21 protein-coding genes are annotated in these 20,315 nt (G+C 64.0%); 1 reads left to right on the top strand and 20 read right to left on the bottom strand.

From position 1 onward, the window contains the following. Positions 1-122 precede the first annotated feature (122 nt). The 18 genes from A5648_RS13090 to A5648_RS13005 all read right to left on the bottom strand — a co-directional run bounded on the left by A5648_RS13090 (position 123) and on the right by A5648_RS13005 (position 17,024). The gene (locus A5648_RS13090) at positions 123-902 is read right to left on the bottom strand and encodes an enoyl-CoA hydratase/isomerase family protein (RefSeq protein ID WP_065024960.1); all 780 of its coding nucleotides are present in this window, start codon (positions 900-902) and stop codon (positions 123-125) included. 1 nt (position 903) lies between these two features. After that, positions 904-1,734: an SDR family NAD(P)-dependent oxidoreductase gene (locus A5648_RS13085; RefSeq protein WP_065024959.1), complete on the bottom strand. Its 831-nt coding sequence runs from the start codon at positions 1,732-1,734 to the stop codon at positions 904-906. 25 nt (positions 1,735-1,759) lie between these two features. Further along, positions 1,760-2,170 carry a MaoC/PaaZ C-terminal domain-containing protein gene (locus A5648_RS13080; RefSeq protein ID WP_065024958.1) on the bottom strand — a complete coding sequence of 137 codons (411 nt, stop codon included), beginning with the start codon at positions 2,168-2,170 and terminating at the stop codon, positions 1,760-1,762. After that, positions 2,167-2,625 (bottom strand): MaoC family dehydratase N-terminal domain-containing protein, encoded by a 459-nt coding sequence (locus A5648_RS13075; RefSeq protein WP_065024957.1) that lies wholly within the window; start codon positions 2,623-2,625, stop codon positions 2,167-2,169. Before A5648_RS13075 ends, A5648_RS13080 begins: the two co-directional genes overlap by 4 nt. 2 nt (positions 2,626-2,627) lie before the next feature. Continuing rightward, positions 2,628-3,812, bottom strand: coding sequence for a lipid-transfer protein (locus A5648_RS13070; RefSeq protein WP_065024956.1), 1,185 nt, complete (start codon positions 3,810-3,812; stop codon positions 2,628-2,630). Between the two features lie 193 nt (positions 3,813-4,005). Then, complete coding sequence (locus A5648_RS13065) at positions 4,006-4,917, bottom strand: alpha/beta hydrolase-fold protein (protein ID WP_065024955.1); 912 nt, start codon at positions 4,915-4,917, stop codon at positions 4,006-4,008. Between the two features lie 236 nt (positions 4,918-5,153). Beyond that, complete coding sequence (locus tag A5648_RS13060; protein ID WP_065024971.1) at positions 5,154-5,780, bottom strand: CAP domain-containing protein; 627 nt, start codon at positions 5,778-5,780, stop codon at positions 5,154-5,156. 161 nt (positions 5,781-5,941) lie between these two features. After that, positions 5,942-6,277 (bottom strand): DUF732 domain-containing protein, encoded by a 336-nt coding sequence (locus tag A5648_RS13055; RefSeq protein WP_082966474.1) that lies wholly within the window; start codon positions 6,275-6,277, stop codon positions 5,942-5,944. 90 nt (positions 6,278-6,367) lie between these two features. Continuing rightward, positions 6,368-7,018: a hypothetical protein gene (locus A5648_RS13050; RefSeq protein WP_234787418.1), complete on the bottom strand. Its 651-nt coding sequence runs from the start codon at positions 7,016-7,018 to the stop codon at positions 6,368-6,370. 76 nt (positions 7,019-7,094) lie between these two features. Continuing rightward, positions 7,095-7,691 carry a mammalian cell entry protein gene (locus A5648_RS13045; RefSeq protein ID WP_065024969.1) on the bottom strand — a complete coding sequence of 199 codons (597 nt, stop codon included), beginning with the start codon at positions 7,689-7,691 and terminating at the stop codon, positions 7,095-7,097. Further along, positions 7,655-9,112, bottom strand: coding sequence for an MCE family protein (locus tag A5648_RS13040; RefSeq protein WP_065024953.1), 1,458 nt, complete (start codon positions 9,110-9,112; stop codon positions 7,655-7,657). The genes A5648_RS13045 and A5648_RS13040 overlap by 37 nt, the downstream gene beginning before the upstream one ends. 1 nt (position 9,113) lies before the next feature. Beyond that, positions 9,114-10,268, bottom strand: coding sequence for a virulence factor Mce family protein (locus tag A5648_RS13035; protein ID WP_065024952.1), 1,155 nt, complete (start codon positions 10,266-10,268; stop codon positions 9,114-9,116). Then, positions 10,265-11,590 (bottom strand): MCE family protein, encoded by a 1,326-nt coding sequence (locus A5648_RS13030; RefSeq protein WP_065024951.1) that lies wholly within the window; start codon positions 11,588-11,590, stop codon positions 10,265-10,267. The genes A5648_RS13035 and A5648_RS13030 overlap by 4 nt, the downstream gene beginning before the upstream one ends. Beyond that, on the bottom strand, positions 11,587-12,966 hold the full coding sequence (locus tag A5648_RS13025) for an MCE family protein (protein WP_082966471.1): 1,380 nt from the start codon (positions 12,964-12,966) through the stop codon (positions 11,587-11,589). Before A5648_RS13025 ends, A5648_RS13030 begins: the two co-directional genes overlap by 4 nt. Continuing rightward, entirely contained in the window at positions 12,951-13,979 is a 1,029-nt protein-coding gene (locus A5648_RS13020) for an MCE family protein (protein ID WP_065024950.1), read from the bottom strand. The genes A5648_RS13025 and A5648_RS13020 overlap by 16 nt, the downstream gene beginning before the upstream one ends. 62 nt (positions 13,980-14,041) lie before the next feature. Further along, a complete protein-coding gene (locus A5648_RS13015) occupies positions 14,042-15,406 on the bottom strand; it encodes an MCE family protein (protein WP_065024949.1) in 1,365 nt (454 codons plus the stop codon). 2 nt (positions 15,407-15,408) lie between these two features. Further along, entirely contained in the window at positions 15,409-16,260 is an 852-nt protein-coding gene (locus A5648_RS13010; protein ID WP_065024948.1) for an ABC transporter permease, read from the bottom strand. Further along, entirely contained in the window at positions 16,257-17,024 is a 768-nt protein-coding gene (locus tag A5648_RS13005) for an MlaE family ABC transporter permease (protein WP_065024947.1), read from the bottom strand. The genes A5648_RS13010 and A5648_RS13005 overlap by 4 nt, the downstream gene beginning before the upstream one ends. Before the next feature lie 542 nt (positions 17,025-17,566). Between A5648_RS13005 and A5648_RS13000 the strand changes: the two genes are divergently transcribed. Then, positions 17,567-18,133, top strand: a complete 567-nt coding sequence (locus A5648_RS13000; RefSeq protein WP_065024946.1) for a methyltransferase family protein — start codon at positions 17,567-17,569, stop codon at positions 18,131-18,133. Positions 18,134-18,199: 66 nt separating this feature from the next. On the opposite strand, the gene A5648_RS12995 is transcribed toward A5648_RS13000, so the two are convergent. Then, on the bottom strand, positions 18,200-19,738 hold the full coding sequence (locus tag A5648_RS12995) for a glycerol-3-phosphate dehydrogenase/oxidase (protein WP_065024945.1): 1,539 nt from the start codon (positions 19,736-19,738) through the stop codon (positions 18,200-18,202). After that, positions 19,735-20,313 (bottom strand): TetR/AcrR family transcriptional regulator, encoded by a 579-nt coding sequence (locus tag A5648_RS12990; protein WP_065024944.1) that lies wholly within the window; start codon positions 20,311-20,313, stop codon positions 19,735-19,737. Before A5648_RS12990 ends, A5648_RS12995 begins: the two co-directional genes overlap by 4 nt. Positions 20,314-20,315: the final 2 nt, after the last annotated feature.

Raw genomic sequence — 20,315 nt, 5'->3', positions numbered from 1 at the left:
GCAAACAACCATAGATAAGCAGAAACGTCCGCTGGCGCAGTTGTTTCGACACTGTGCGATCGCCGCATTCCTGTCGATCACTTTGGTACACCGCACAATTCGCATCCCGTTGATCCCGCGCCTCAGTTCGGCCGGCCATGCCGACGGGACCTGATGGCGAATCCTCGAATTCGCTCCGATACCCCGGGGTCACACAGGGCGATCGACTGCTCGCGCGTCTCGCAGACAAGCTGTTCACCGAGGGGCGACTGAACCGCCGAGTCGACGAGCTTCCGGGTTGCCACAACCGGACCCCGCCGCCGGCCCAGCTCCCGAGCGAGTGCTGCGGCCTCCTGCATCAGGTCATTGTCGGGGACACAACGCCAGATCAAACCCCACTCTTCGGCCTGCGCCGCCCCGACCCGGCAGCCGGTGAGCATCATCCCGAGTGCCCTCGCCCGGCCAAGCACACGAGCCAGGATCCAACTAGCCCCCGCGTCGGGAACAATGCCGAGGGCACTTACCTGGGGCACCAGAAAGTATGACGACTCCGCCGCGACCACCATGTCGGCGAGCAACGCCAACCCCAAGCCGCCGCCCGCACAGGGACCGTTGACCGCGGCTACCACCGGTACCGGAGCATCGATGATGGCCTGGCACAACGGGTTCAGGCTTGCCGCCATACCGCTCTGCACCGCAGCGGGCAGGTCCCCGCCGGCGCAGTCCAGGTCGATCAGGTCGTATCCGGCGCAGAACCCGGCGCCGGCACCGGTTATCACCAGTGCGTGTACGTCATCACGTCCACCGAGCTCAACCAGCGCGGCACGGATTTGGTCCATGACACTCCAGGTCAGCGCGTTGAGCCGGCCCGGGCGGTCCAGGGTGATGGTGGCAGTCCCCGCGTCGATCGTGGCGCCGATCATGTCAAATGTTGAACCCGCCGGAACAGACCAGAGTCTGGCCGCTGATGTAGTCGGATTCCGGTGCGCACAGCAGGTACACGGCGCCGGCCGCATCCTCCGGAGTGCCGCTGCGACCCAAGGGGATCGACTTCTCCATCTGCACCAGGAGATCCGGATTCACGCCAACCCTGATCTCCCGGCCCTGAATGTCGATACTGCCGTCCTCATCTCCTGCGGTGCTGGTGAGCCGAGTTCGAATCAGGCCAAAAGCGACGGTGTTCACGGTGACGTTGTAACGCCCCCATTCCTTGGACATCGTCTTGGTCAGACCCGCGACTCCGGCTTTGGCTGCGGCGTAGTTCGCCTGCCCTGGGTTTCCGCCCAGTCCCGCCACCGAGGAGATGTTCACGACCTTGCGGCAGGGAGTCGCCAACCCGGCATCTTTGGCCGATCTGACGAGTCGGGAGATCACCGGCTGCGCCGCCCGCAGGATCCGAAAGGGTGCTTTCAGGTGAACGTCCAGGATTGCCTCCCACTGCTCATCGCTCATCTTCTGGATGACCGAATCCCAGGTGTAACCCGCGTTGTTGATGATGATGTCGAGGCCGCCGAAGGTGTCCACCGCGGTGTTGACAAACCGCTCCGGGAAGCCATCGTCGGTGACGCTGCCCGAGACCGGGACAGCTCGGCCACCCGAATCACAGATGGCGCCCGCTGTTTCGGTAGCCGGTTCATCGTCCAGATCGTTCACGACGACGGCCGCACCCTCCGCGGCCAGTTTCATCGCGATGTGGCTCCCGATGCCGCGGCCGGCCCCGGTGACCAGCGCTACTTTTCCGTCCAACTTTCCCATGACGTCCTCCTGTTGAGTGTTGATGTCAGATCGCCACGACGGCGTCGCCCGACAACGTGACTGTTCCGTCGGCAAGGGTGACCGTCAGCGAAAGCGTCGCTCGCGCTTCGCCGTCGACCGTGTCGACCGCGACGATCCGCGCTCGCGCCGTGGGCTCCGAATTCACTGGAGTGACCGCGGCAAAACGCACTCCGTACTCCCGAATCGACTCGGGAGGGACCCAGTTGGTGAGTATTCGGCCCAGGTATGCCATCGACAGCATGCCGTGGGCGAAGACGTCGGCCAAACCGGCGGACTGTGCTACATCGATGTCGATGTGGATCGGGTTGTGGTCACCGGAGGCGCCGGCGAACAGCGCCAGCGTGGTTCGACTGATCCCTGCGAGCCGCAGTGGATCAAGTTCCGCCCCTACTTCGGCAAGTACTTCGCTTGTCATTGCTGCTCCTCCGGGTGCCGCACCACCAGAACGGATTTCAGGTCGGCGACTCTCTCGCCGTCAGGGCGGACGACGCTGGTGTCCTTTACCACGAACTCCAGCGCGCCTCCCTTCTTCGTATAGACGTCGACAATCCTTGGCCTCGCGATGAGCTCATCTCCGGCGTACGCCTGGGATCGGTACGCGAATCGCTGTTCGCCATGCAGGACATGGCGCAGATCGATACCCAGGTCACTGACCCAGTCGAAAGGGTCTGGACGGTCGAGCTCGATCGCCAACAGGAAGGTGGGCGGCACCGGCAAAGCCGGGTAGCCGGCAGCCTTCGCTGCTTCCAGGTCGGTGAAAATGGGATTCGTCTCTCCGATGGATTTGGCGAAGAACCTCAGCCGTCCCGCATCGACGACCAGCCGAGTAGGCGACAGCTCGGTTCCGATCACGGATTGGTCCACCGCCATGGTCAGCTCACCTTCTCGTAGAGGCTGACGACAGCGGCACCGCCGAGCCCGATGTTGTGTTGCAGGCCGAGTCGGACACCGTCGACCTGTCGCGGTCCTGCCGTTCCACGCAGCTGCCAGACCAATTCCGCGCACTGCGCCAGGCCAGTCGCGCCAAGGGGGTGTCCCTTGGAAAGCAGCCCGCCGGACGGGTTCGTGACCACGCGTCCGCCGTAGGTGTTGTCCCCATCGGCGATGAACTTCTCCGCGGTTCCCTCCGGCGTCAGTCCGAGGGCCTCGTAGCTGAGCAGTTCATTGGTGGTGAAGCAATCGTGCAACTCCACCACCGCAATGTCCTCCGGTCCGACACCGGCTGTCTCGTAGACCCGCTGAGCTGCGAGCTTGGTCATGTCGTAGCCGACGATCTTCATCATCGAGCGGTCCGCAAAGGTCGATTCCGGATCGGTCGCCATCGCTTGAGCGCGTACCGCGACCGCTGGTTGCAGCCCGTGCCTTCGCGCGTAGCTCCTGCTGACGAGGACGGCCGCGGCCGCGCCACAGGTGGGCGGGCAGCATTGCAACCTGGTCAACGGCCCGTAGATCACCGGCGCCGCAAGCACCTCCTCGGCCGACACCGGATCCCGAAACACCGCATACGGGTTGTGCGCGGCGTGTGCCCTCGCCTTCACGGCGATCTGGGCGAAGACGGCCGGATCCATCCCGTACTGGTCGCAGTACTCACGGCCGGCTCCGCCGAAGTACTGTGCGGCGAAGGGGGCGTCGCTCTCGCCCTGGATCCCGTGTACCACCGTGTCGAAGCTGGCGAACGGCGTCGGCCGGTCGGTGTAGGACATCGCCAGGGCGCCGCGCTGCATCTGCTCGAAGCCCAGTGCCACCACAACGTCAGCGACACCGAACTCGATCGCCTGGCGCGCCAGAAACAGTGCCGAGGACCCGGTGGCACAGTTGTTGTTGACGTTGACCACCGGTATCCCGGTGGCCCCAACCCTATACAGTGCTGCCTGACCGGAGGTCGAGTCACCGTAGACGTACCCGACGTAGGCCTGCTGTACCGACTCATACGACAGGCCCGCATCCTTCAATGCGGCCCGAGTCGCCAACTCCCCCATCACATCGTAGGTCTCGCTATTGCGTGGAGTAGTGAAGGGGATCATCCCGACTCCCGCGATCAAGGCGGAAGGACTCATGTGTGTTCAACTCCTCAACTTTGGTGCGCGCGCCATGGTGGTACGCCCGCGTCTCCGTGCCGGCCTGATATCGGCCGGGCACAAACTCTTTCGGCGCCCTGCTGGGCGATGTGAACGGCCGCTGGCCGCCCAGACTTCGTTCATGTCTGGCAAAGCTCGGAGCTGCGACCAGCGCTGTCTGGGCATCGAGTTCTCACTTGATACTGGCGCTCAGGTCGCCCGACATGGCCCGCAGCTGCGGACCCCACGTCGACCAGTCGTGGTCTCCACCCTCCTGAAAGTCGAAGTGCCCGTTGTCGCCACCGACCGCGCGATAGTGCCGATAGAAGGTCAGATTGCTGCCGTGGGCCAGGTCGCAGTAGCCGAGCATCGCAGCAGGGTTGCTGCACACCGGCGTCGCCGGGCTGTAGACCCAAAGTCGGGTCTTGTTGGCGACCAACATTGCCACGTGCACGTCTGGGTCATGCCACTTCCATCGACCGAATTGCTGTGGTCCCCACATTCTTTGAGTATCCGCGCCGCCCAACTCCGAGAGGCCCGCTGCGATCGCGCCGGATACATTCGTCTTGGACGGGGTCAGGAAGCCCGACAACGAACCCGCGTAGCGGTATCGATCGGGGTGGAATGTCGCGATGGTCAGAGCACCGGTCCCGCCTTGCGCGGCGCCGACGATGCCGTGTCCGCCCGGAGCCAGACCTTTGTTGGCAGCCATCCAATCCGGTAGCTCGTGGGAGAGGAAGGTTTCCCACTGACGGCCCCCGTCCTGCTCCCAGTCGGTGTAGAGGGACCACGCCCCTCCTGCGGGCGCCACAACTGATATCCCCTTGCCCCCGAGACTGTTCATGGCGTCCCCGACCGTCAGCCAATTACTCGTCTCGGCCCCGGCGTCGAAGGCGTCCAGCAGGACCACCGCGTGCGGGCCGCCTGCCAGAAATGCCACCGGGATGTCACGGCCCATCGCCGCCGACGGCACCATCAGATACTCGGTGGCGGCGGCACGAGCCGGTGTCGCGTTCCACAGACACGTCGCCAGCACGAAGGCAAGGACGACACTCAGGCCGGACACTTGACGCTCAGCCCCGCCTTCGCGCCTCTGAATCAGCATGATTTTCCTTGTCCGCGAACGCCGCTCATCGGTATCGCATCTCCTCGTCGACGACGTTACCCATTTTTTAATCAATATTCAATAGCTGGCAGCCGGGCAGCCGGCCGGCCACAGTTCGACGGCCGCCCCCGGAGATTCGCGGGCTCCCCCGAACCAGGCACCGGATGTCCGGGACCTGCGTTCCGTGCCTGTGCGCGGTGGTGATGCCCGTTGCCACGTGCAGCACCGCACACCCGTCAACTCGCCGGATAGCCGGGCGGCGGATAGACCCCCCGCAGAATCCACGCCCACCAGTTGTTTCCGAACTCAACCTCGTCGCTGGCGTCATAGTCGGGGCTCGGATCCAGTGGTACTGGATGAGTTCCCCTCTGAGACATATCGATCGGGTCCAGAGGCTGACCGTAGACTGCCACCACGACGGTTCGGTCCGGGCTGTTCGCCGACCACACACCGATCTGAGTGTGGGCACATTTCGACATGATCTCGAAGTACGTCGGGTTGTAGTACCACTGGTTGATCAACTCGATGCCGCTGATTGCCAGCGCTGGATGGATCGCCACCGTCTCGGCCACCTGACCGCGGAAGCCCGCGGCGTCAGCACGCTGCTGTGGGTTGGATCCGTCTGAACCGATATCTCCATCGAGATGCCGGTTGTTCAAGACGTCGTCGGTGTGCCGTTGAGCCGCACGTTGCAGCCGCGGGTCGATCCTGATGTCATTGGTGCACCCAGCCTGATGCTGCATCGTATAAACGTTGGCGACGACCCCGTCGTTGAGACGCTTGTTGTTCGGTATCAGCGTGTTGTTGTCATTGTCGGCCCGACCGGTGGGAGTGCCCACCAGAGCCAGAGCGATGACAATCATCGAGACTGGCAGGGCCCCACGCCGCCGCCGTCGCAGCCACCAAGCGCCCATCCGTTGATCTGGAGCGCCGTCCCCCACATCGATGACGCCCCCCGCAGGGTGCTGGTGGAGCAGCACATCCAACACCCAATTTCGCTTGGACATGACGAGTCTCCTTATGCCTAGGGGCCCGCGCTGGCCGGCGGGCGGTAATGCGCGGCGGAATTCCTCAACTGCCAGATCAACTCGGGACACAGTTCGTTGGCTGCCTGCGAGATCAGGTAAGAGGCCTGGTAATCGTCGGAGGTGTTGAAGTCGCCCTGTACCTCGGTGATGAGCTGGGCGTAGCCGAGGCCGCGCGACACCTTCGCGCAGATGCCATACCCATAGTCGAGTGCCTCATCCGCGCTGGTGAAGTTGTAGCCCGGTCTTGTCGTCACACCGATCAGGTATGCCAGCTCCTTGTCCGGCTCCACATCGGCCCGAGCACAGGGATTGGCGGCTCCGGCCGCGACCATCAGTAGCACCGCGCAGGCGAATCCCGTTCTGATCGGCCATATCCGCGGCCCACGATGTGGCGGCAACAGCTTGTCCCTCATCGCGGTGCGTCAGATCGGATCGAAACCGGAGATGAGCCACCGGCCGTCGACTTTGTTTAAAGCCACTCGGATACTGGATGCGGTATCGGTAGGGGCGTCGCTGCCGACGATCGCGGACTGGTTGACAAACACCACGACTACCGCGTGGTTGGGAGTAGCCGTCACTGAGGCGGCGCCGGGCACGCTCGCCACCGTCGAGATCCGCTTCTCCTTGGCGCCCGGAATGACGACATTGTTCGTCAACTCGATGAATGCGTCCCGGAAATCTCCGGTGAGACGTTCTTGGGCCGCCTTCAGATCAGCTTCGACACTGTCGGGTTGGTACGACAACATGGCAATCGTGGAATCTTTGGCCGCCTGAACTGATTCAACGCGAGCAACCGCGGAAGCAGTGGCCGATGCATCCCAATACTTGAGCAGCCCCGCCGCCATCGCAAACATCATCACCAGCGCGGGCAGAACTCCGTAGGCAAGTATCGGTCGCCACGCGTTGCCCCTTTCTGCGGGGTTCGGCCGGGCGACAGTTTCAGGCTGACCCGGAGGATCCTCGAGCTGCACGGCCTCCGCAGCACCCCCTTCGGAATTGTCCTTCTCGGCCGCAGGCGGCGTCGCAGCATCCAAGCCGGGGTCGTCGGAGACGACGTCGGTGAGGACCGTCACGGTAATCACTTCCTTGTGCTGTCGTCGATCTACTGTCGGGTACAACGGTTGAGCTGCTCAATGGTCCGGCTTCTCGTCAGGGCACGAATGCGACGTTCGAGATCTTTGGCTGCGAGTCGACCCGCGTCAGCGAGATGCGCATTCGCCACGAACGCGGAACCTGGTCTGCCCCACTGGCATTAGTGGTCTTGACCGTGACGCCGACGAGTACATTCGTCTCCTCGGCGCCATCGATCTCGATCCCGGCCTCGGTGACCGTGCCGACTGACTTCGCCTGCGCAGCCTTGACGACTTCGATGAACGGCTGTGAACGCCGGCTGAAGTCGTCGTAGAAGTTGCCTGTCGCCGAGTCCAGGACACGTTGAACGTCTGATTCGGCCTGCTCGTAGTCGATGGTTGTGAGGTTGACCGCGCCCTGCCGCGCCGCCTGAAGCAGGATCCCTCGCTGCAGCTCAGCCTGATGTGCCTGGTACGACCGGATTCCCCACCAGCCACCTAGCCCCGCCAACGCCACGACGATGGCCAATCCGACCAGCATCGCCGCCCGGCCCGGTATTGCCGACCTCGCCGCGGTCGGCACGGAGTCCTCCTCCGGGCAGCCCTCCTGGTCGAGGTCTCCCGATTCGGGTGCCGTGCTCAGTTGGTGTTCGGGGGCATCATCATCGATTGCCATGTCTGCTCCTGATTCGCGGGACGGGATAAGTTGGTCTGGGTGTATACCTGTCCGTCGGGACCGATATAGCGGCCCGTGCTCGGGTTGTACTCAGCGGCAACCATTGGTGCCGGCGTTGGGTCCGGCTGCACCTCGGTAGAACTGAGCGCGCCCGGCGGCAGCTGTGGGATGTCTTGGCCGGTAATGGTGGCGTTCGGGTCGCCCTTCCAGTTCCATCCCTCGTTGAGCGGCACATACTCCTCGTCGCTCTCGCACATCTTCACCGTCGGTGCACGTTTGCCCGGCCGGGTCGCGCAGGGCAGGTTGCGAGCGCCGCGGACATTGAACATCGCGTCCTGCGGAATCCGGCAGTACAGTTGGCCCTCCGGACGTTCCGGGAAGTCCTCGAAGCTGGCCGCTCGTACCTGCTGGGCCGGTAGATATCCCGTCAGGCACGGTGGTGGCAGGTTGACGTTCAAGTTGAAACTCAGGTAGGCGCCGCGGTATCCCTGCTTGGTGTTCCGATTGGCCAGTCCCGCCCCCTGGAGGATTTCGGTCAGCGGCGGCAGCAACACCAGGAGCTGCTCGAGGTTGGGCTGGTAGGTGACGGCAACACCTCCGACGCTGACCAGATTCGCCAAGACGATCGGCAGGGTCGGCTGCAGGCGGTCGAACAACTGGCGAGCCTGATCAACGCCCGAGGGCCCGGTTCTGATCAGCTCGGCGACCGCAGCGTCCTGGGCGTGAAGTTGTTCGGTGACGCCGGCCAGGTTTGCCGCCCACCGTTGGATCGCGTCGCCGGTCTCGATCTGGGTGTCGAGCAACGGTTTGGACTGATCGATCAAGGTGGTCAGCGATCCGACATTCTCGCCTGCCTCGATGGCCAGGCTATTCGAACCCTTCACGATGCGCGCGATCTCCGGACCGAGGCCACTGACCGCGACGAATGCCTCACCGACTGCGGTACGCAGGGCATCACCCGGGATCGCCTGCAGCCCGCGGTTTGTGGCATCCAGCAGATCACTGATGTCCGGCGGGATGACCGTCCGCTCGATCGGGATCACGTCGCCGTTCTTCAGCGGTGGGCTGTCACCATTGCGTGGCACCAACGCCACGAACTGCTCGCCGATCGCGCTCTGACTGTGTACCTGTGCGTCGAGATCGCCGGGAATGTCGATCCCGGATTTCAACGACAACACCGCAACAGCTCCTCCGCGGGTCAGTGAGACGTCTTGTATGCGACCGACTTCGACGCCGCGGTAGGTGACGTTGCCGTTCTTGTACAAGCCACCGGTCTCGGGCAGCTGCATGGTCACCTGGTAGCGCCCGACGCCGAACAAGAGATTCGGCAGTTCCATGTAGCCGAAGGCCATGATCGAGCCGCCGGTCACACTGATGACGATGAAAATCGCCAACTGACTGAGGATCCGTCTGTTCAACATGTCACGGCCCCTGATCGAAGCGGTAGGGAATTACCAGTGGATTACCCGGATTGAACGGGCCGCCCGCCGTACACGGGCTGGGGAACTGGCCGATGGTCCGGCCCCATTGCATTTCGAGTTCGGTCAGATCGCATTCCCACTTGGTCCCGGTGAAGAACGACGAGTCCAATCTGCTCAGGGTGAGGTCGATAACCGCCGTGAGGTTGGCGGCGTCGCCGCGAAACCATTTCGGGATTGTCTCGGTCGCGAACGGATACGTCGGGTACAAGCCCAGTGCGCGGGTGAGCGCAGGGCCCGCGTTGGCCAACGACTCCAGCACTGGTCCGATGTCCTTCAGTTCTTGGACCAGTGCGTGTTTGGTCCGGTTGATCGAGTCGGTGGCCAAGGCGCCGAACTTCCCGAGCCGGTCCGCGGCATCCGCCAACTGATCACGCTCGTCCTTGAGCACCGAAAGCGCCTTGGGAAGAGTCTGCAGCGCCCGATCCACCACTGGCTTCTGCTCGGCGAACTTGCGGGCGACGTTGTTCAAACTGTCTGTTGCCGCGATGATGTCGTCACTTTGCTCGTTCGCGTCGGCGATGAACGTGTCCAGCTGCGCGATGAGGCTCCGCAGGTCTTTCTCGCGTCCGGCGAATGCGGTGCCCAGGGCCGTGGTGATCTCCTGAATCCGGCCGATCCCACCTCCGTTGAGCAACATCGAGACCGCGGCAAGGGTTTGATCTGTGGTCGGATAACTGCTCGCGGAGGACAGCGGGATCAGTGATCCCTGGCCGAGCTTCCCCTCCGGGGCCGCGTTCGCCGGAGCCGCCAGTTCGATGTGCAGCGACCCCAGCAGGCTGGTCTGGCCTAGCCCAACAGTGGCGTTGGCCGGCAAGTCGACGTCGCCGTTGAGCCTGATCGTCAGCAGCGCGTGCCAGCCCTGGCGCTCGATCTTGGCCACGGTGCCCACTGTGACGTCACCGACTCGCACCCGCGAGTTCGGCTCGAGGCGGTTCACCTCGGGCAACTGCGCGAGGATCGTGTAAGCCCCGGGGCCTCGACCCTCCGTGCCCGGTAGGCGCAGTGTGTTCAACCCGCGCCATCCGCAGCCCGATGCAGTGACGGCCACAACTACCAGCGCCATTGCAGCCGCCGCGCGGCGACACCACCTGCTCATGATCCCGCCCCACTGGGCAGCATGAGCCCGGGCAGGCCTGCGCCAGGGTCGGTGGCCTGGGCTGCCGCCGGACCGGCAGCCGCGGGCGGTCGCGCGTCGGCCTCCGGCGCCGAAGCGCCGGCGGACGGATTGCCATCGGGCAACGGTGGAACATGGTCCGGGCGCATCCAGTCCTCGCTGTAGGTGACCTCATTCGGCCGGGCGCTGGCTCCGACGAAAAGGTTCTCTCCCAACGGGAAGAAGTTGTACTGGCGGTTCTTCACAATCGGCGCGAGGTACTGCACACAGAGCTTCGCCGACTGCGCGGCATTCTGTCGCGACGCGGCCTGTATGGCTCCGCAGACGAAGGAGATGGGATCACTCAGATTGTTCGTCGACAAGGCACCGGTCAGAGTCCCCTGAGCGGGCTGATAGATGTTGACAAAGTTCTGCGCGGCGGTGGGTATCACGTGCAGGATCTGTTTGAGGTCATCGACACTGTCCACCAAGGCCTGCGACACCGACGCCAACCTGTCCGACGTGGTACCCAACGCCTCGTGGTTGTCGGCAACGAAAGTCTTGACCTCCTTCACCGCAGTGTTGAGATCCACGACTGCAGAGGCAACCTCATTGGGACTATTGGCCAATGACGAGGACGCGGAAGCCAGGTTCTGGTTCAGGCGTCGTAACACTTCGTCGCTGCCTTGAAGCGCCGTCACCAGCATCGACAGACTCTTCACCGTGCTGAAGATGTCGCCGCTGTGGTCACCGAACGCTGAAATCGCCTCGGAGACTTCGAGGATCGTGTCGCGAATATTCATGCCCTGACCGCGTAGGTTGTCGGCCGAGGTGTTGATGAACTGCCCCAGTGTGCTGACCCCGCCGGGCGTGGTGGGCTCCAGCATCTCGGTGAGATGCTGCAGCTGGGTGCGAAAGTCATCCCACTCGACAGGTACAGCGGTTCGCTCTCGTGGAATGGTCGCTCCATCCGTCAGGACAGGACCACCGGCGTAGGCCGGTGTCAGCTGGACGGCGCGGGCGGTCACCAGCGATGGCGACAGGACCACCGCCTTGGCGTCGGCCGGCACCCGGTGGTGGTCGTCGAACCAGAAGCTGATCTTCACCCGCTCGGGTTGTGCCTCGATGGCATCGATCTCGCCGACCCGCACCCCCAGGATGCGGACCTCGTCGCCCACAAAGATTCCGTTGCTGTTCTCGAAGTAGGCGACTACGTGCGTCCGACCGCCGCCGAGACCCGACTGCGTCAACACAACAGCGCCGCCGGCCAGCACGGCCACCAGGACAATAGCCAACCACCGGTTCAGGATTCGCTCGACAGTCATCTTCCCGCCCCCGATTCGGTATGTGCCCCTTCGGTCGCGGGTACTTCACCGGGCGCCGGCACGAAAACCGGGCTCGGCGTGGGTTCGGGAACCGACTCCGAACCAGCCGGGGCCTGCGCCGGCGGTCCCGGAGGCGGTCCGGCGCGCGGCGGCGCGGGCGGCGGTTCCCGATACGGGTAGCACCCGGTGCCCGGCAGCGCGCTGCCGGGCGAACCGCACAGCTGATCGTCGGGGTTACCGGTGATCGCATCCGGGAGATACAGCCGCGGCTCGCCCCCCTGGCCGGTCCGTGGATACGGTATCGGCAAGGCCGGGGTCCCCTGCTGGCCGATCTGTGGATCGGTGCGCTCGGACGGCAACAGGACATTCGGATCGAGACCCAGGTCGGAGAACGCCGAGTCGATATAGGGCTGAATGAACTGTCCCGGAACCAGATTCGCGACATAGGCTTTGAAGAACGGACCCGACGACAGCGACTCCCCCAATCCGATCGCATACCAGCTGAACCTCTTGAGGTACTCCTGCACCTCCGTCTTGCGATTGTCGAGGGTGGCCAGTACGCCATTCAGCTTGTCCAGCGCCGGCTTCAGGGTCTGCCCGTTGTCGGCAACGACTCCGCTGAGTTGCCGGCTGACATGAGAGATATTGGTCGAAATCTGGTCCAGCGCCGCACTTTCGCTGTTCAACTGGCTCAGCAGTTCGTTCGTGTCGTTGACCAGATGCACAATCTGGTCACTTCGCGCAGAAAGTACCGATGTCACCTTTCGGGCGTTGGAAAGCAGATTCCGGAGCTGGGCGTCACGTTTGTTGAGGACCTTGGAGAGGCGCCCTACACCGGCTACGGCGATCCTCAGATCCGGCGGGGTGTCCTGGAATGTCTGCGCCAGTGTCTGCAGCGAGTCGGACAACTGCTCGGTGTCGAGGCCGCTGATGGTCGCGGTCAGGTCTCCGAGCGCGTCGGGCAACTGGTAGGCGGGTGTGGTGCGCTGCAGCGGAATGGTCTCCGTCAGCCGGCCGTCACCGCGTGGGGTGACACCGAGCATCTTGGTGCCCAGCAGACTTTTTGTCTTCACCGCCGCCTCAGTTCGATCCCCGAGCCGGATCTTGCTGTCTACCTTGAACCTGACCAGCACCCGCCCTTCGTCAAGCGTGACGCTGTTGACGCTGCCGACACGCATTCCCGAAACCTGTACCTGGGCACCAGCGGTCAGGCCGCCCGCCTCGGCGAAGTACGCCGAGTAGGACTCAGCGGGCGAAACGAATGGAAGTTCGTCGTAGTACCAGGCGCCGACAGCGATGCCGGCCGTCAACACTGACCCGACGATTCCTATCGTCAGCAGATTGCGTTCTTGAAAGGGCTTCACTTCGGTGTGCACCTCCCCGAAGTCTGCTCGGCCACCTTCACGTACATCGGCTGACCGCCCTTGCCATTCAGTTTGAGGGCGACTTCACAGAAGTAGAACGTGAAGTAGTCGCCGTAAAGCGCCTGCCGGTTCAGGATGCGCAGGGCCGCAGGAAGATTCTCTAGCACCTGGTCGACGTACTGCTGATCGGCCAACACGGTGGCGGCAGTGCGATCCGCTTCCTGGACGGCCTTTTTCATGGGCGCACGCGACTGCTGCAACAGGTCGGCGATCGTGGACGTCGCCGCATTGATATGCGCTACACCGTTGCTGATGTCTTCCTTTCGGGCCGCCAGCTCACTCATCAGTTCCGACAGCGAATCAACTGCGGTCGCAAACTGGTCGCTTCGGTCTCCCAAGGACCCCAGGACGGTGCTCAAGTTGGCAATCACCTGACCTATCAGCACATCACGGTCGGCCAGCGTGGCGGTTAGGGCGGCCGTCTGGTTCAGAAACGAGCCAATGGTGACGCCTTGCCCTTGGAACGCCGCGATCAGTTGACCCGCCAATGCGTTGACCTGCTCAGGATCCAGGGCTCGAAACAGCGGCCGGAAACCGCCGATCAGGACGTCCAAGTCCAACGCGGGCTCGGTCCTGTCCACTGGGATGGTTGCGCCCGCACCCAATATCTTCATGCCACCGGCGCCCTCCTCGAGGGCAAGGTAGCGGCCGCCGATTACGTCTCCCCACCGGATCACTGCCCTACTGCCTTCCGTCAGCACGACCGAATCATCGGCGCTGAACTCGACTTCCACGTTCCCATCGCTTTTCAGCGAGATATTCCTGACCTTTCCGACCTCTACGCCGGCGATCCGCACGAAATTTCCGTTCGCCAATCCAGTAACGTCGAGGAACTCGGCCCTATAGTTGCGGGCCGTGTCGAACCGAAACTGCCCGAATATCGTCAGCAGGGCGAACAACCCCAGCATCGTGACAATCAAAAAGACACCGAGTCGCCACACGGTGTGTCGCAGATTGACTTTCATCGCGATCGACCCCTTCCTGACTGTCTCGTTCTTCCATCACGGCGGCACGGCGGCACAGCGGATCACGGTTCCGGCGGTGTGGGTGGTGGCGGCGCTGGAGGCACACCCGGAAACAGCGGCACACCTCCCGGCCCGTACTGCGGCGCTCCATACGGCGGTGTCCCGAATCCGAGTTCAGGCTGGGGTCCGACCGCCGGACCGGGCAGACACTGGCGGATGGCCGGCGGTAACGGCACGCCACGCGTGACGCGGAACCAGTCGGCATAACAGGACTGCCCGATTCCCGGGTTCGGCCGGACATCGAGTCCCGTGCCCCAACCGGTATTCGTGATCAAATGACGCACCGGGAAGTTGTCCGCCACGTCAGGCAGGGATCCGCAACCCGGCTTTCCGCCCGGGCCGCCTTTGGCGGCGTGAATCGGCAGATTATCCGGGTATTTGTAGATGTCGTCGCCCAGGAGCAACGCGACATCCACGATGAGCGATGAACCATTGGCGCCGCCCATGTAGTCGGCCAGTCCATAGTCGTCCAGGGCCGTCTTCGCCCCCACCAGAGTGCAGGTGAGTTGCGGGTTGTACTTCATCAGCAATGCCGTGGTCGGCTGGAGATCGTTGACCGACCGGACGAAATTCTCCCTGTTCGGGCCGATCAAACTTATCCCGCTGTTGGCGAACCCGGCGACCGTGAGCATCAGTGCATCGAGATCCCGCGAATTGTCGATGATCGTGGTGCTGGTGGTGCTCGCGGATGAAAAGATATTCACGATATTTTGGGCCGCGGCCTCGTAGGTATCGCTGGCGTCTTTCAATGCTCGCCAATCGTCGCGAATCGCCTTGCTGCGCGCGTTCAGTGCCACCAGCACGGTATTTGCACCGCTGATCGCCTCACCGATGCGCGCACCCTGTCCGCCCAGGCCCTCGCCAAGCGCCGAGAGGACGCCATTCAGCTCTGTCGGATCCACCTGCCGAATGACGCCGACCAGATTCTGGAAAACCGTGTTGACCTCAGTCGTCACATTGTCCGACCGGAGTACGAGACCGGTCGTCAGCGACTTGCTGCTCGGATCCACCGGGTAGACGAGCTCGACATACTTGGCGCCGAACGCAGTGGTAGCGGCGATTCGCGCCCCCACATTGGCGGGGATGAGAGCGACCTTGTCCGGATCGATTTCGAGTTTCAAGCTCGCCGGCTGCTTGCCGCCCGAGATCTGACCGACGCGGCCCACCTGGACACCGCGCAGCTTCACCTTGGCGCCTGTCTCCATGACCAGGCCGGTCCGATCCGACATCAGGGTCACCGGTACATAGGACCGGAATGATCGGTTGAACGATTGGCCCACCAGCCAGGCAGCCAACATCACGACGATGGTGAATATCAGTGTCCACCAACGCGGGTGAACACGCGTCCGTTCGTGCCCGATCTCCATTGCTACCCCGCCAGGTGGAAGTTGCCCGATTGGCCATAGACGGCCAATGTGATCGCCACTGTGACCAGCACTGCCGCGAGCACCGAGGCCCGCGTAGCCCTTCCCACCGCCTCGCCTACACCAGCGGGCCCGCCAGAAGCGGTGAACCCGTAGTAGGTGTGAATCACCATGATCACGACGCTGGCTATGGAAACCTGCGCGAACGACCAGATCAGGTCGGTGGGGCTCAAGAATGTATGGAAATAATGGTCATAAACGCCCGACGACTGCCCGTAGACCACCGTTGTCCCGAAACGAGCGGCGAAAAACGTCATGACCACGGCCACGCAGTAGAAGGGCACCACGACGACGAGGCCCGCCAATACCCTTGCCGATGCCAGGTACGCGATCGCCCGTACCCCGATTACCTCTAACGCATCGATCTCTTCATTGATCCGCATCGCTCCAAGCTGTGCCGTCGCACCGGCACCGATGGTCGCCGCTAAGGCGAATTCGGCGGTCAGCGGAGCAAGGATCCGAACGTTGAAGTAGGCCGATGCAAACCCGGTCAGTGCTTCCACGCCGATCTGACCGAGCTGACTGAAGCCCTGCGCTGCTATGAGCGCACCTGTGGACAGCGTCAAGATTGCGATGACCGCGACCGTTCCCCCGATCATCGCCAACGCACCCACACCCATACTCATCTGGGCGACGAGGCGGATCAACTCGACGCGATAGTAGAGAAACACCTCTCGGATGGACGTCAGCGTCTTCACGTGGAATTGGATCTGGCTGCCGATCCGATCCCAGCCGGCCACGCATTGGTTGATCTTCTGCTCAAAACCGGTAGACCTGAACTTCGCCACGCGGTTCATAGCGTCACTCGGAATCCGACAGCGGTGACCACCGTATTGATGACGAACAGTGCCAAGAACGAGAACACCACGGTTTCGTTCACCGCGTTACCGACTCCCGCGGGACCACCGCCGACGGAGATACCCATATAACACGCGATCAGGCCGGCGGTGAGACCGAACAGCGTGGCTTTGACCAGGCAAATGACCACATCGGCGAGCCCGGTGATCAAGGTGAGGCCGGCGACGAAGGCCCCGGGCGTGACGTGCTGGAAGTAGACCGAGAAGACGAACCCACCGGCCAGGCCGACCAACACCACAAGGGGGGACAACAGGAAGGCGACCAGGGTCGCTGCCAACACGCGCGGAACCACCAGCGCCTGAATGGGATCAATGCCCATCACCCGCAACGCGTCAAGTTCCTCGCGAATAGTGCGCGCCCCCAAGTCCGCGCACATCGCAGTTGCTCCCGCGCCCGCCACCACCAACACCGTGACGACAGGGCCGATCTGCAACACAGCACTAAGAGCTGCGCCGGTACCCGAGAAGTCCGCCGCCCCGAGTTCCGTCAACAAGATGTTGAACATGAAGACCGCCAGCACGGTGAACGGGATCGACAGGACCAGCGTCGGCACGAGTGAGACCCGTGCAACGAACCACGCCTGTGCCAAGAATTCTCGCCAGGCAAACGGTCCCCTGAACGTCTGAACGACAGTGTCGAGCGCCATCGCGAAGAATCCTCCGAGCGCCCGCATCGGCTTGCCGACGACCGCTACGTCACGCATCGCGCCTTCCCCACCGATCGGACGGGCTCGCCTGACGAGGTACCGCGCACACCACGGGTCGATCCATGAGGGAAATCCGCTTCGCCCAGGGCCGAGTCAGCCGTCTCGCAGGATTCGGAGCGTCCAAGCCACTTCCCCCAGCCGTCGGACTGCCTTTGCCGCTGCGGACCAGCGGCGCGGTTCAGCGTTCGAATCGAGATTAAACTATATTCCTGCAGGGTTGGCAAGGATCGCCAGATCCGCGATTAAAAATGTTGGGCGGCGTCGCTAGCGATATGCTTGTATAGCCTTGTATGCCAACGGTTCTCACTTTTCGCTATGCTTTCGCTCCGGCCACTCCGTCATCCGCTGTCGGTCAGACGGATCCATTCAAGGCCGCTAAAATCAAATTTAGACATGGGCGCACACAGCAACCGGGTCCGCGCGCCGCGGCGCGGGTATCGCCATCCCGTCGACGCCCTTGACAACTCACACCCAACCCGAGACAATTCATCAGACGATGAATTACCTGTCTTCCAACGCACGGAACCGGAGGGATTGCGATGCCCGGATATCTGGCCGCCCTGGCGCTCGCGCTGTGTCCTGTGCTCGTTGCCGCTCGCCTGATCATGCTGCGGCGCAGCGGAACCGACGCGCTGCACTTCGGGAATATCGACAAGAAGGACTTCTTGATCCCGCCCTTTGCGCTGATCTACTTCTACGTCATTTTTGCCGGTGCGTTCGGTTGGCCGCTGGTCGCCGCCGACCGGTTCTTCAACTCCGCTCCGATCGCCTGGGCCGGTGTCGCGCTCTGCTTCGGGGGCCTGCTGTTCGTCCTACTGAGCCTGCTGGCCTTCGGCACCAGCTTCCGCGTCGGTATCGACACCGATCACCCGGACAAGCTGGTGACCTCGGGTGTGTTCGCGATCAGCCGCAACCCCATCTACGTCGGATTCGCCCTGGTGTTACTCGGCCAGTTCCTGGTGTTTCCAACCTGGATCCCGTTGCTCTACCTGCTCGCCGCGACGTGGCTGTTCAACCGTCAGGTACTGCGGGAGGAAGCCTTCATGCGTGAGCACTACGGCCGCGAATATGCCGAGTATTGCGGCCGGGTTCGCCGGTACCTGTAGGCGCTCAGCTGTGGGCGAGAATCGCCGACAGCACCCGCTGCAGCTCGGTGTCGGTCTCAGCTCGGCTCAATCGGCCGCGGCGAGAAACTCCCGCGCCACCTCGACTACGCGCTCCCGGTCTCCGGCCACCAGCCCGATACGGGTCCGCCGATCCACGATGTCCTCCACGGTCAGTGCACCCTCGTGGCTGACCGCATACTCGAATTCGGCGCGGATCACGTCGATCCCGTCGACGACCGGATCTTGCGGCCGCCGGCAGGTGGCGGTGGCCAGCACGTTGGCCGCCTCCGCCCCGTAGCGCAGCACCAGCGACTCGGGCAGGTCGGCCGTCAGCGGCAGTTGCGATCCCGGGTTATCCGGCGCGCCGACGAGCGGCAGGTCGCGGGTACGGCAGGATGTGGCGCTCAGCGCCCGCAATCGCACCGCGCGATCCAGCACATCTTCGGCCATGTGCCGGTATTCGGTCAGTTTGCCGCCGATCACGCTGAGCACCCCGGACTCCGATTCGACGACGGCGTGGTTGCGCGAGACGTCGGCGGTGCGGCCCTCCCCCGTGTCGATGAGCGGCCGCAGACCCGCATAGGAGCCGATGACGTCACCGGCGCCCAGGGTGGTCCCCAGCGCGGTGTTGACGGTGTCGATCAGGAAGGACACCTCCGCCGAAGTGGGTTGTGGGACATCGGGAATCGGCCCCGGAGCCTCTTCGTCGGTGAGACCCAGATAGACCCGGCCGAGCTGTTCGGGCATGGCGAACACGAAACGGTTCAGCTCGCCCGGTATCGGCACGGTCAGCGCGGCGGTCGGGTTGCCGAAGGCCGCCGCGTCGAACACCAGGTGGGTGCCGCGACTCGGCCGCAGCCGCAGCGCCGGGTCGAGGTCGGCGGCCCACACCCCGGCCGCGCTGATGACGGCCCGCGCGGCGACGTCGAAGGACTCACCGGAACGCTGGTCGGTCAGGCGAACCGACTCGCCGGTGGCCTGCGAGGCGGCCACATAGCTCAGGATCGTCGCGCCGTGCTGGGCCGCGGTGCGGGCCACCGCCGTGACCAACCGGGCGTCGTCGATCAACTGTCCGTCGTAGGCCAGCAGCCCACCGTCCAGTCCGTCGCGGCGCACGGTCGGCGCCAAGTCGATGACCTGTTCGCGCGAGATCCGTTGCGAGCGCGGCAGTACCGTCGCCGGGGTGCCCGCCAGCCGGCGCAGGGCGTCACCGGCGAGAAACCCGGCGCGCACCAGGGCCCGGTCGCGCCCGCGCATCGAGCCCAGCAGCGGTACCAGCTGCGGCATCGCCCGCACCAGATGAGGTGCGTTGCGGGTCATCAGAATTCCGCGCTCGATCGCGCTGCGCCGCGCGATGCCGACGTTGCCGGTCGCCAGGTACCGCAGCCCGCCGTGCACCAGTTTGGAGCTCCACCGGCTGGTGCCAAACGCCAGGTCCTGCTTTTCGGCCAGCACCACCCGCAGGCCCCGGGTGGCGGCGTCCAGGGCGATTCCGGCGCCGGTGATCCCGCCGCCGACCACGACGACATCAACAGCCGGGCCCTCCGCCAGGGCCGTCAGCTCGGCGGTGCGGCGCGCGGCGTTGAGGGCCGCATTGGCTGTCACGACAGGTACCTGTTCAGCGTGTAGGACAGTTCGGCGGCCAGGGCATCCTCATCCAAGAGGGGCGCGACGATCTGGGCGGACTGGATCGCCGACTGGGTGATCAGCAGGCACATCGCGGCGAGCTGACGCGGGTCACCCGCCCGTACGCTGCCGGTCTTCTGGGCATCGGCCAGCTCGGCGGCCGCCAGGTCGATCAGCCGCTGTTGGCTGGCTCCCATGCGCTCGGCGATGTAGACCATCGCCAGGTCCGGTGCGTGATGCAGCACCTGCATGACCACCTCGTCGCGTCGCAGCCGTGCGGCCACCGCGACGATCCGCATCACCAGCGCCTCACGTCCGGTTCCGGGGCGCGCCAGGTCCGTCCAGGCCTCGGCGACCCGCGCGGTGAGCAGCGCGGCGATCACCGATCGACTGTCGGGCCAGCGCCGGTAGACGGTCGGACGGCTGACCCCGGCGCGGCGCGCGATCGCCGCCAAAGTCACCCGCTCAACGCCGAGCGCGAGCAGACAACTCGCCGCGGAGTCGAGGATCCGCTCCCCCACATCGAGCTGCTCATCATTACTAGTTGACAGCATAT

This window comes from Mycolicibacter sinensis (genome assembly GCF_001673565.1).
In the GTDB taxonomy this organism is placed as follows: Bacteria; Actinomycetota; Actinomycetes; order Mycobacteriales; family Mycobacteriaceae; genus Mycobacterium; species Mycobacterium sinense_C.
The sequence above is the reverse complement of the archived record's forward strand: the minus strand, read 5'-3'. Positions and strand labels throughout refer to the sequence as shown.

Bases quoted from the DNA above. Each gene is read 5' to 3' on its own strand.
- A5648_RS13015 (WP_065024949.1), bottom strand. From the start codon at position 15,406: ATGGAGATCGGGCACGAACGGACGCGTGTTCACCCGCGTTGGTGGACA.
- A5648_RS13030 (WP_065024951.1), bottom strand. From the start codon at position 11,590: ATGACTGTCGAGCGAATCCTGAACCGGTGGTTGGCTATTGTCCTGGTG.
- A5648_RS13070 (WP_065024956.1), bottom strand. From the start codon at position 3,812: ATGAGTCCTTCCGCCTTGATCGCGGGAGTCGGGATGATCCCCTTCACT.
- A5648_RS13055 (WP_082966474.1), bottom strand. From the start codon at position 6,277: ATGGTCGCGGCCGGAGCCGCCAATCCCTGTGCTCGGGCCGATGTGGAG.
- A5648_RS13075 (WP_065024957.1), bottom strand. From the start codon at position 2,625: ATGGCGGTGGACCAATCCGTGATCGGAACCGAGCTGTCGCCTACTCGG.
- A5648_RS13000 (WP_065024946.1), top strand. From the start codon at position 17,567: ATGCCCGGATATCTGGCCGCCCTGGCGCTCGCGCTGTGTCCTGTGCTC.
- A5648_RS13040 (WP_065024953.1), bottom strand. From the start codon at position 9,112: ATGTTGAACAGACGGATCCTCAGTCAGTTGGCGATTTTCATCGTCATC.
- A5648_RS13090 (WP_065024960.1), bottom strand. From the start codon at position 902: ATGATCGGCGCCACGATCGACGCGGGGACTGCCACCATCACCCTGGAC.
- A5648_RS13035 (WP_065024952.1), bottom strand. From the start codon at position 10,268: ATGAGCAGGTGGTGTCGCCGCGCGGCGGCTGCAATGGCGCTGGTAGTT.
- A5648_RS13085 (WP_065024959.1), bottom strand. From the start codon at position 1,734: ATGGGAAAGTTGGACGGAAAAGTAGCGCTGGTCACCGGGGCCGGCCGC.
- A5648_RS12990 (WP_065024944.1), bottom strand. From the start codon at position 20,313: ATGCTGTCAACTAGTAATGATGAGCAGCTCGATGTGGGGGAGCGGATC.
- A5648_RS13005 (WP_065024947.1), bottom strand. From the start codon at position 17,024: ATGCGTGACGTAGCGGTCGTCGGCAAGCCGATGCGGGCGCTCGGAGGA.
- A5648_RS13060 (WP_065024971.1), bottom strand. From the start codon at position 5,780: ATGATTGTCATCGCTCTGGCTCTGGTGGGCACTCCCACCGGTCGGGCC.
- A5648_RS13080 (WP_065024958.1), bottom strand. From the start codon at position 2,170: ATGACAAGCGAAGTACTTGCCGAAGTAGGGGCGGAACTTGATCCACTG.
- A5648_RS13065 (WP_065024955.1), bottom strand. From the start codon at position 4,917: ATGCTGATTCAGAGGCGCGAAGGCGGGGCTGAGCGTCAAGTGTCCGGC.
- A5648_RS13045 (WP_065024969.1), bottom strand. From the start codon at position 7,691: ATGGCAATCGATGATGATGCCCCCGAACACCAACTGAGCACGGCACCC.
- A5648_RS13020 (WP_065024950.1), bottom strand. From the start codon at position 13,979: ATGAAAGTCAATCTGCGACACACCGTGTGGCGACTCGGTGTCTTTTTG.
- A5648_RS13010 (WP_065024948.1), bottom strand. From the start codon at position 16,260: ATGAACCGCGTGGCGAAGTTCAGGTCTACCGGTTTTGAGCAGAAGATC.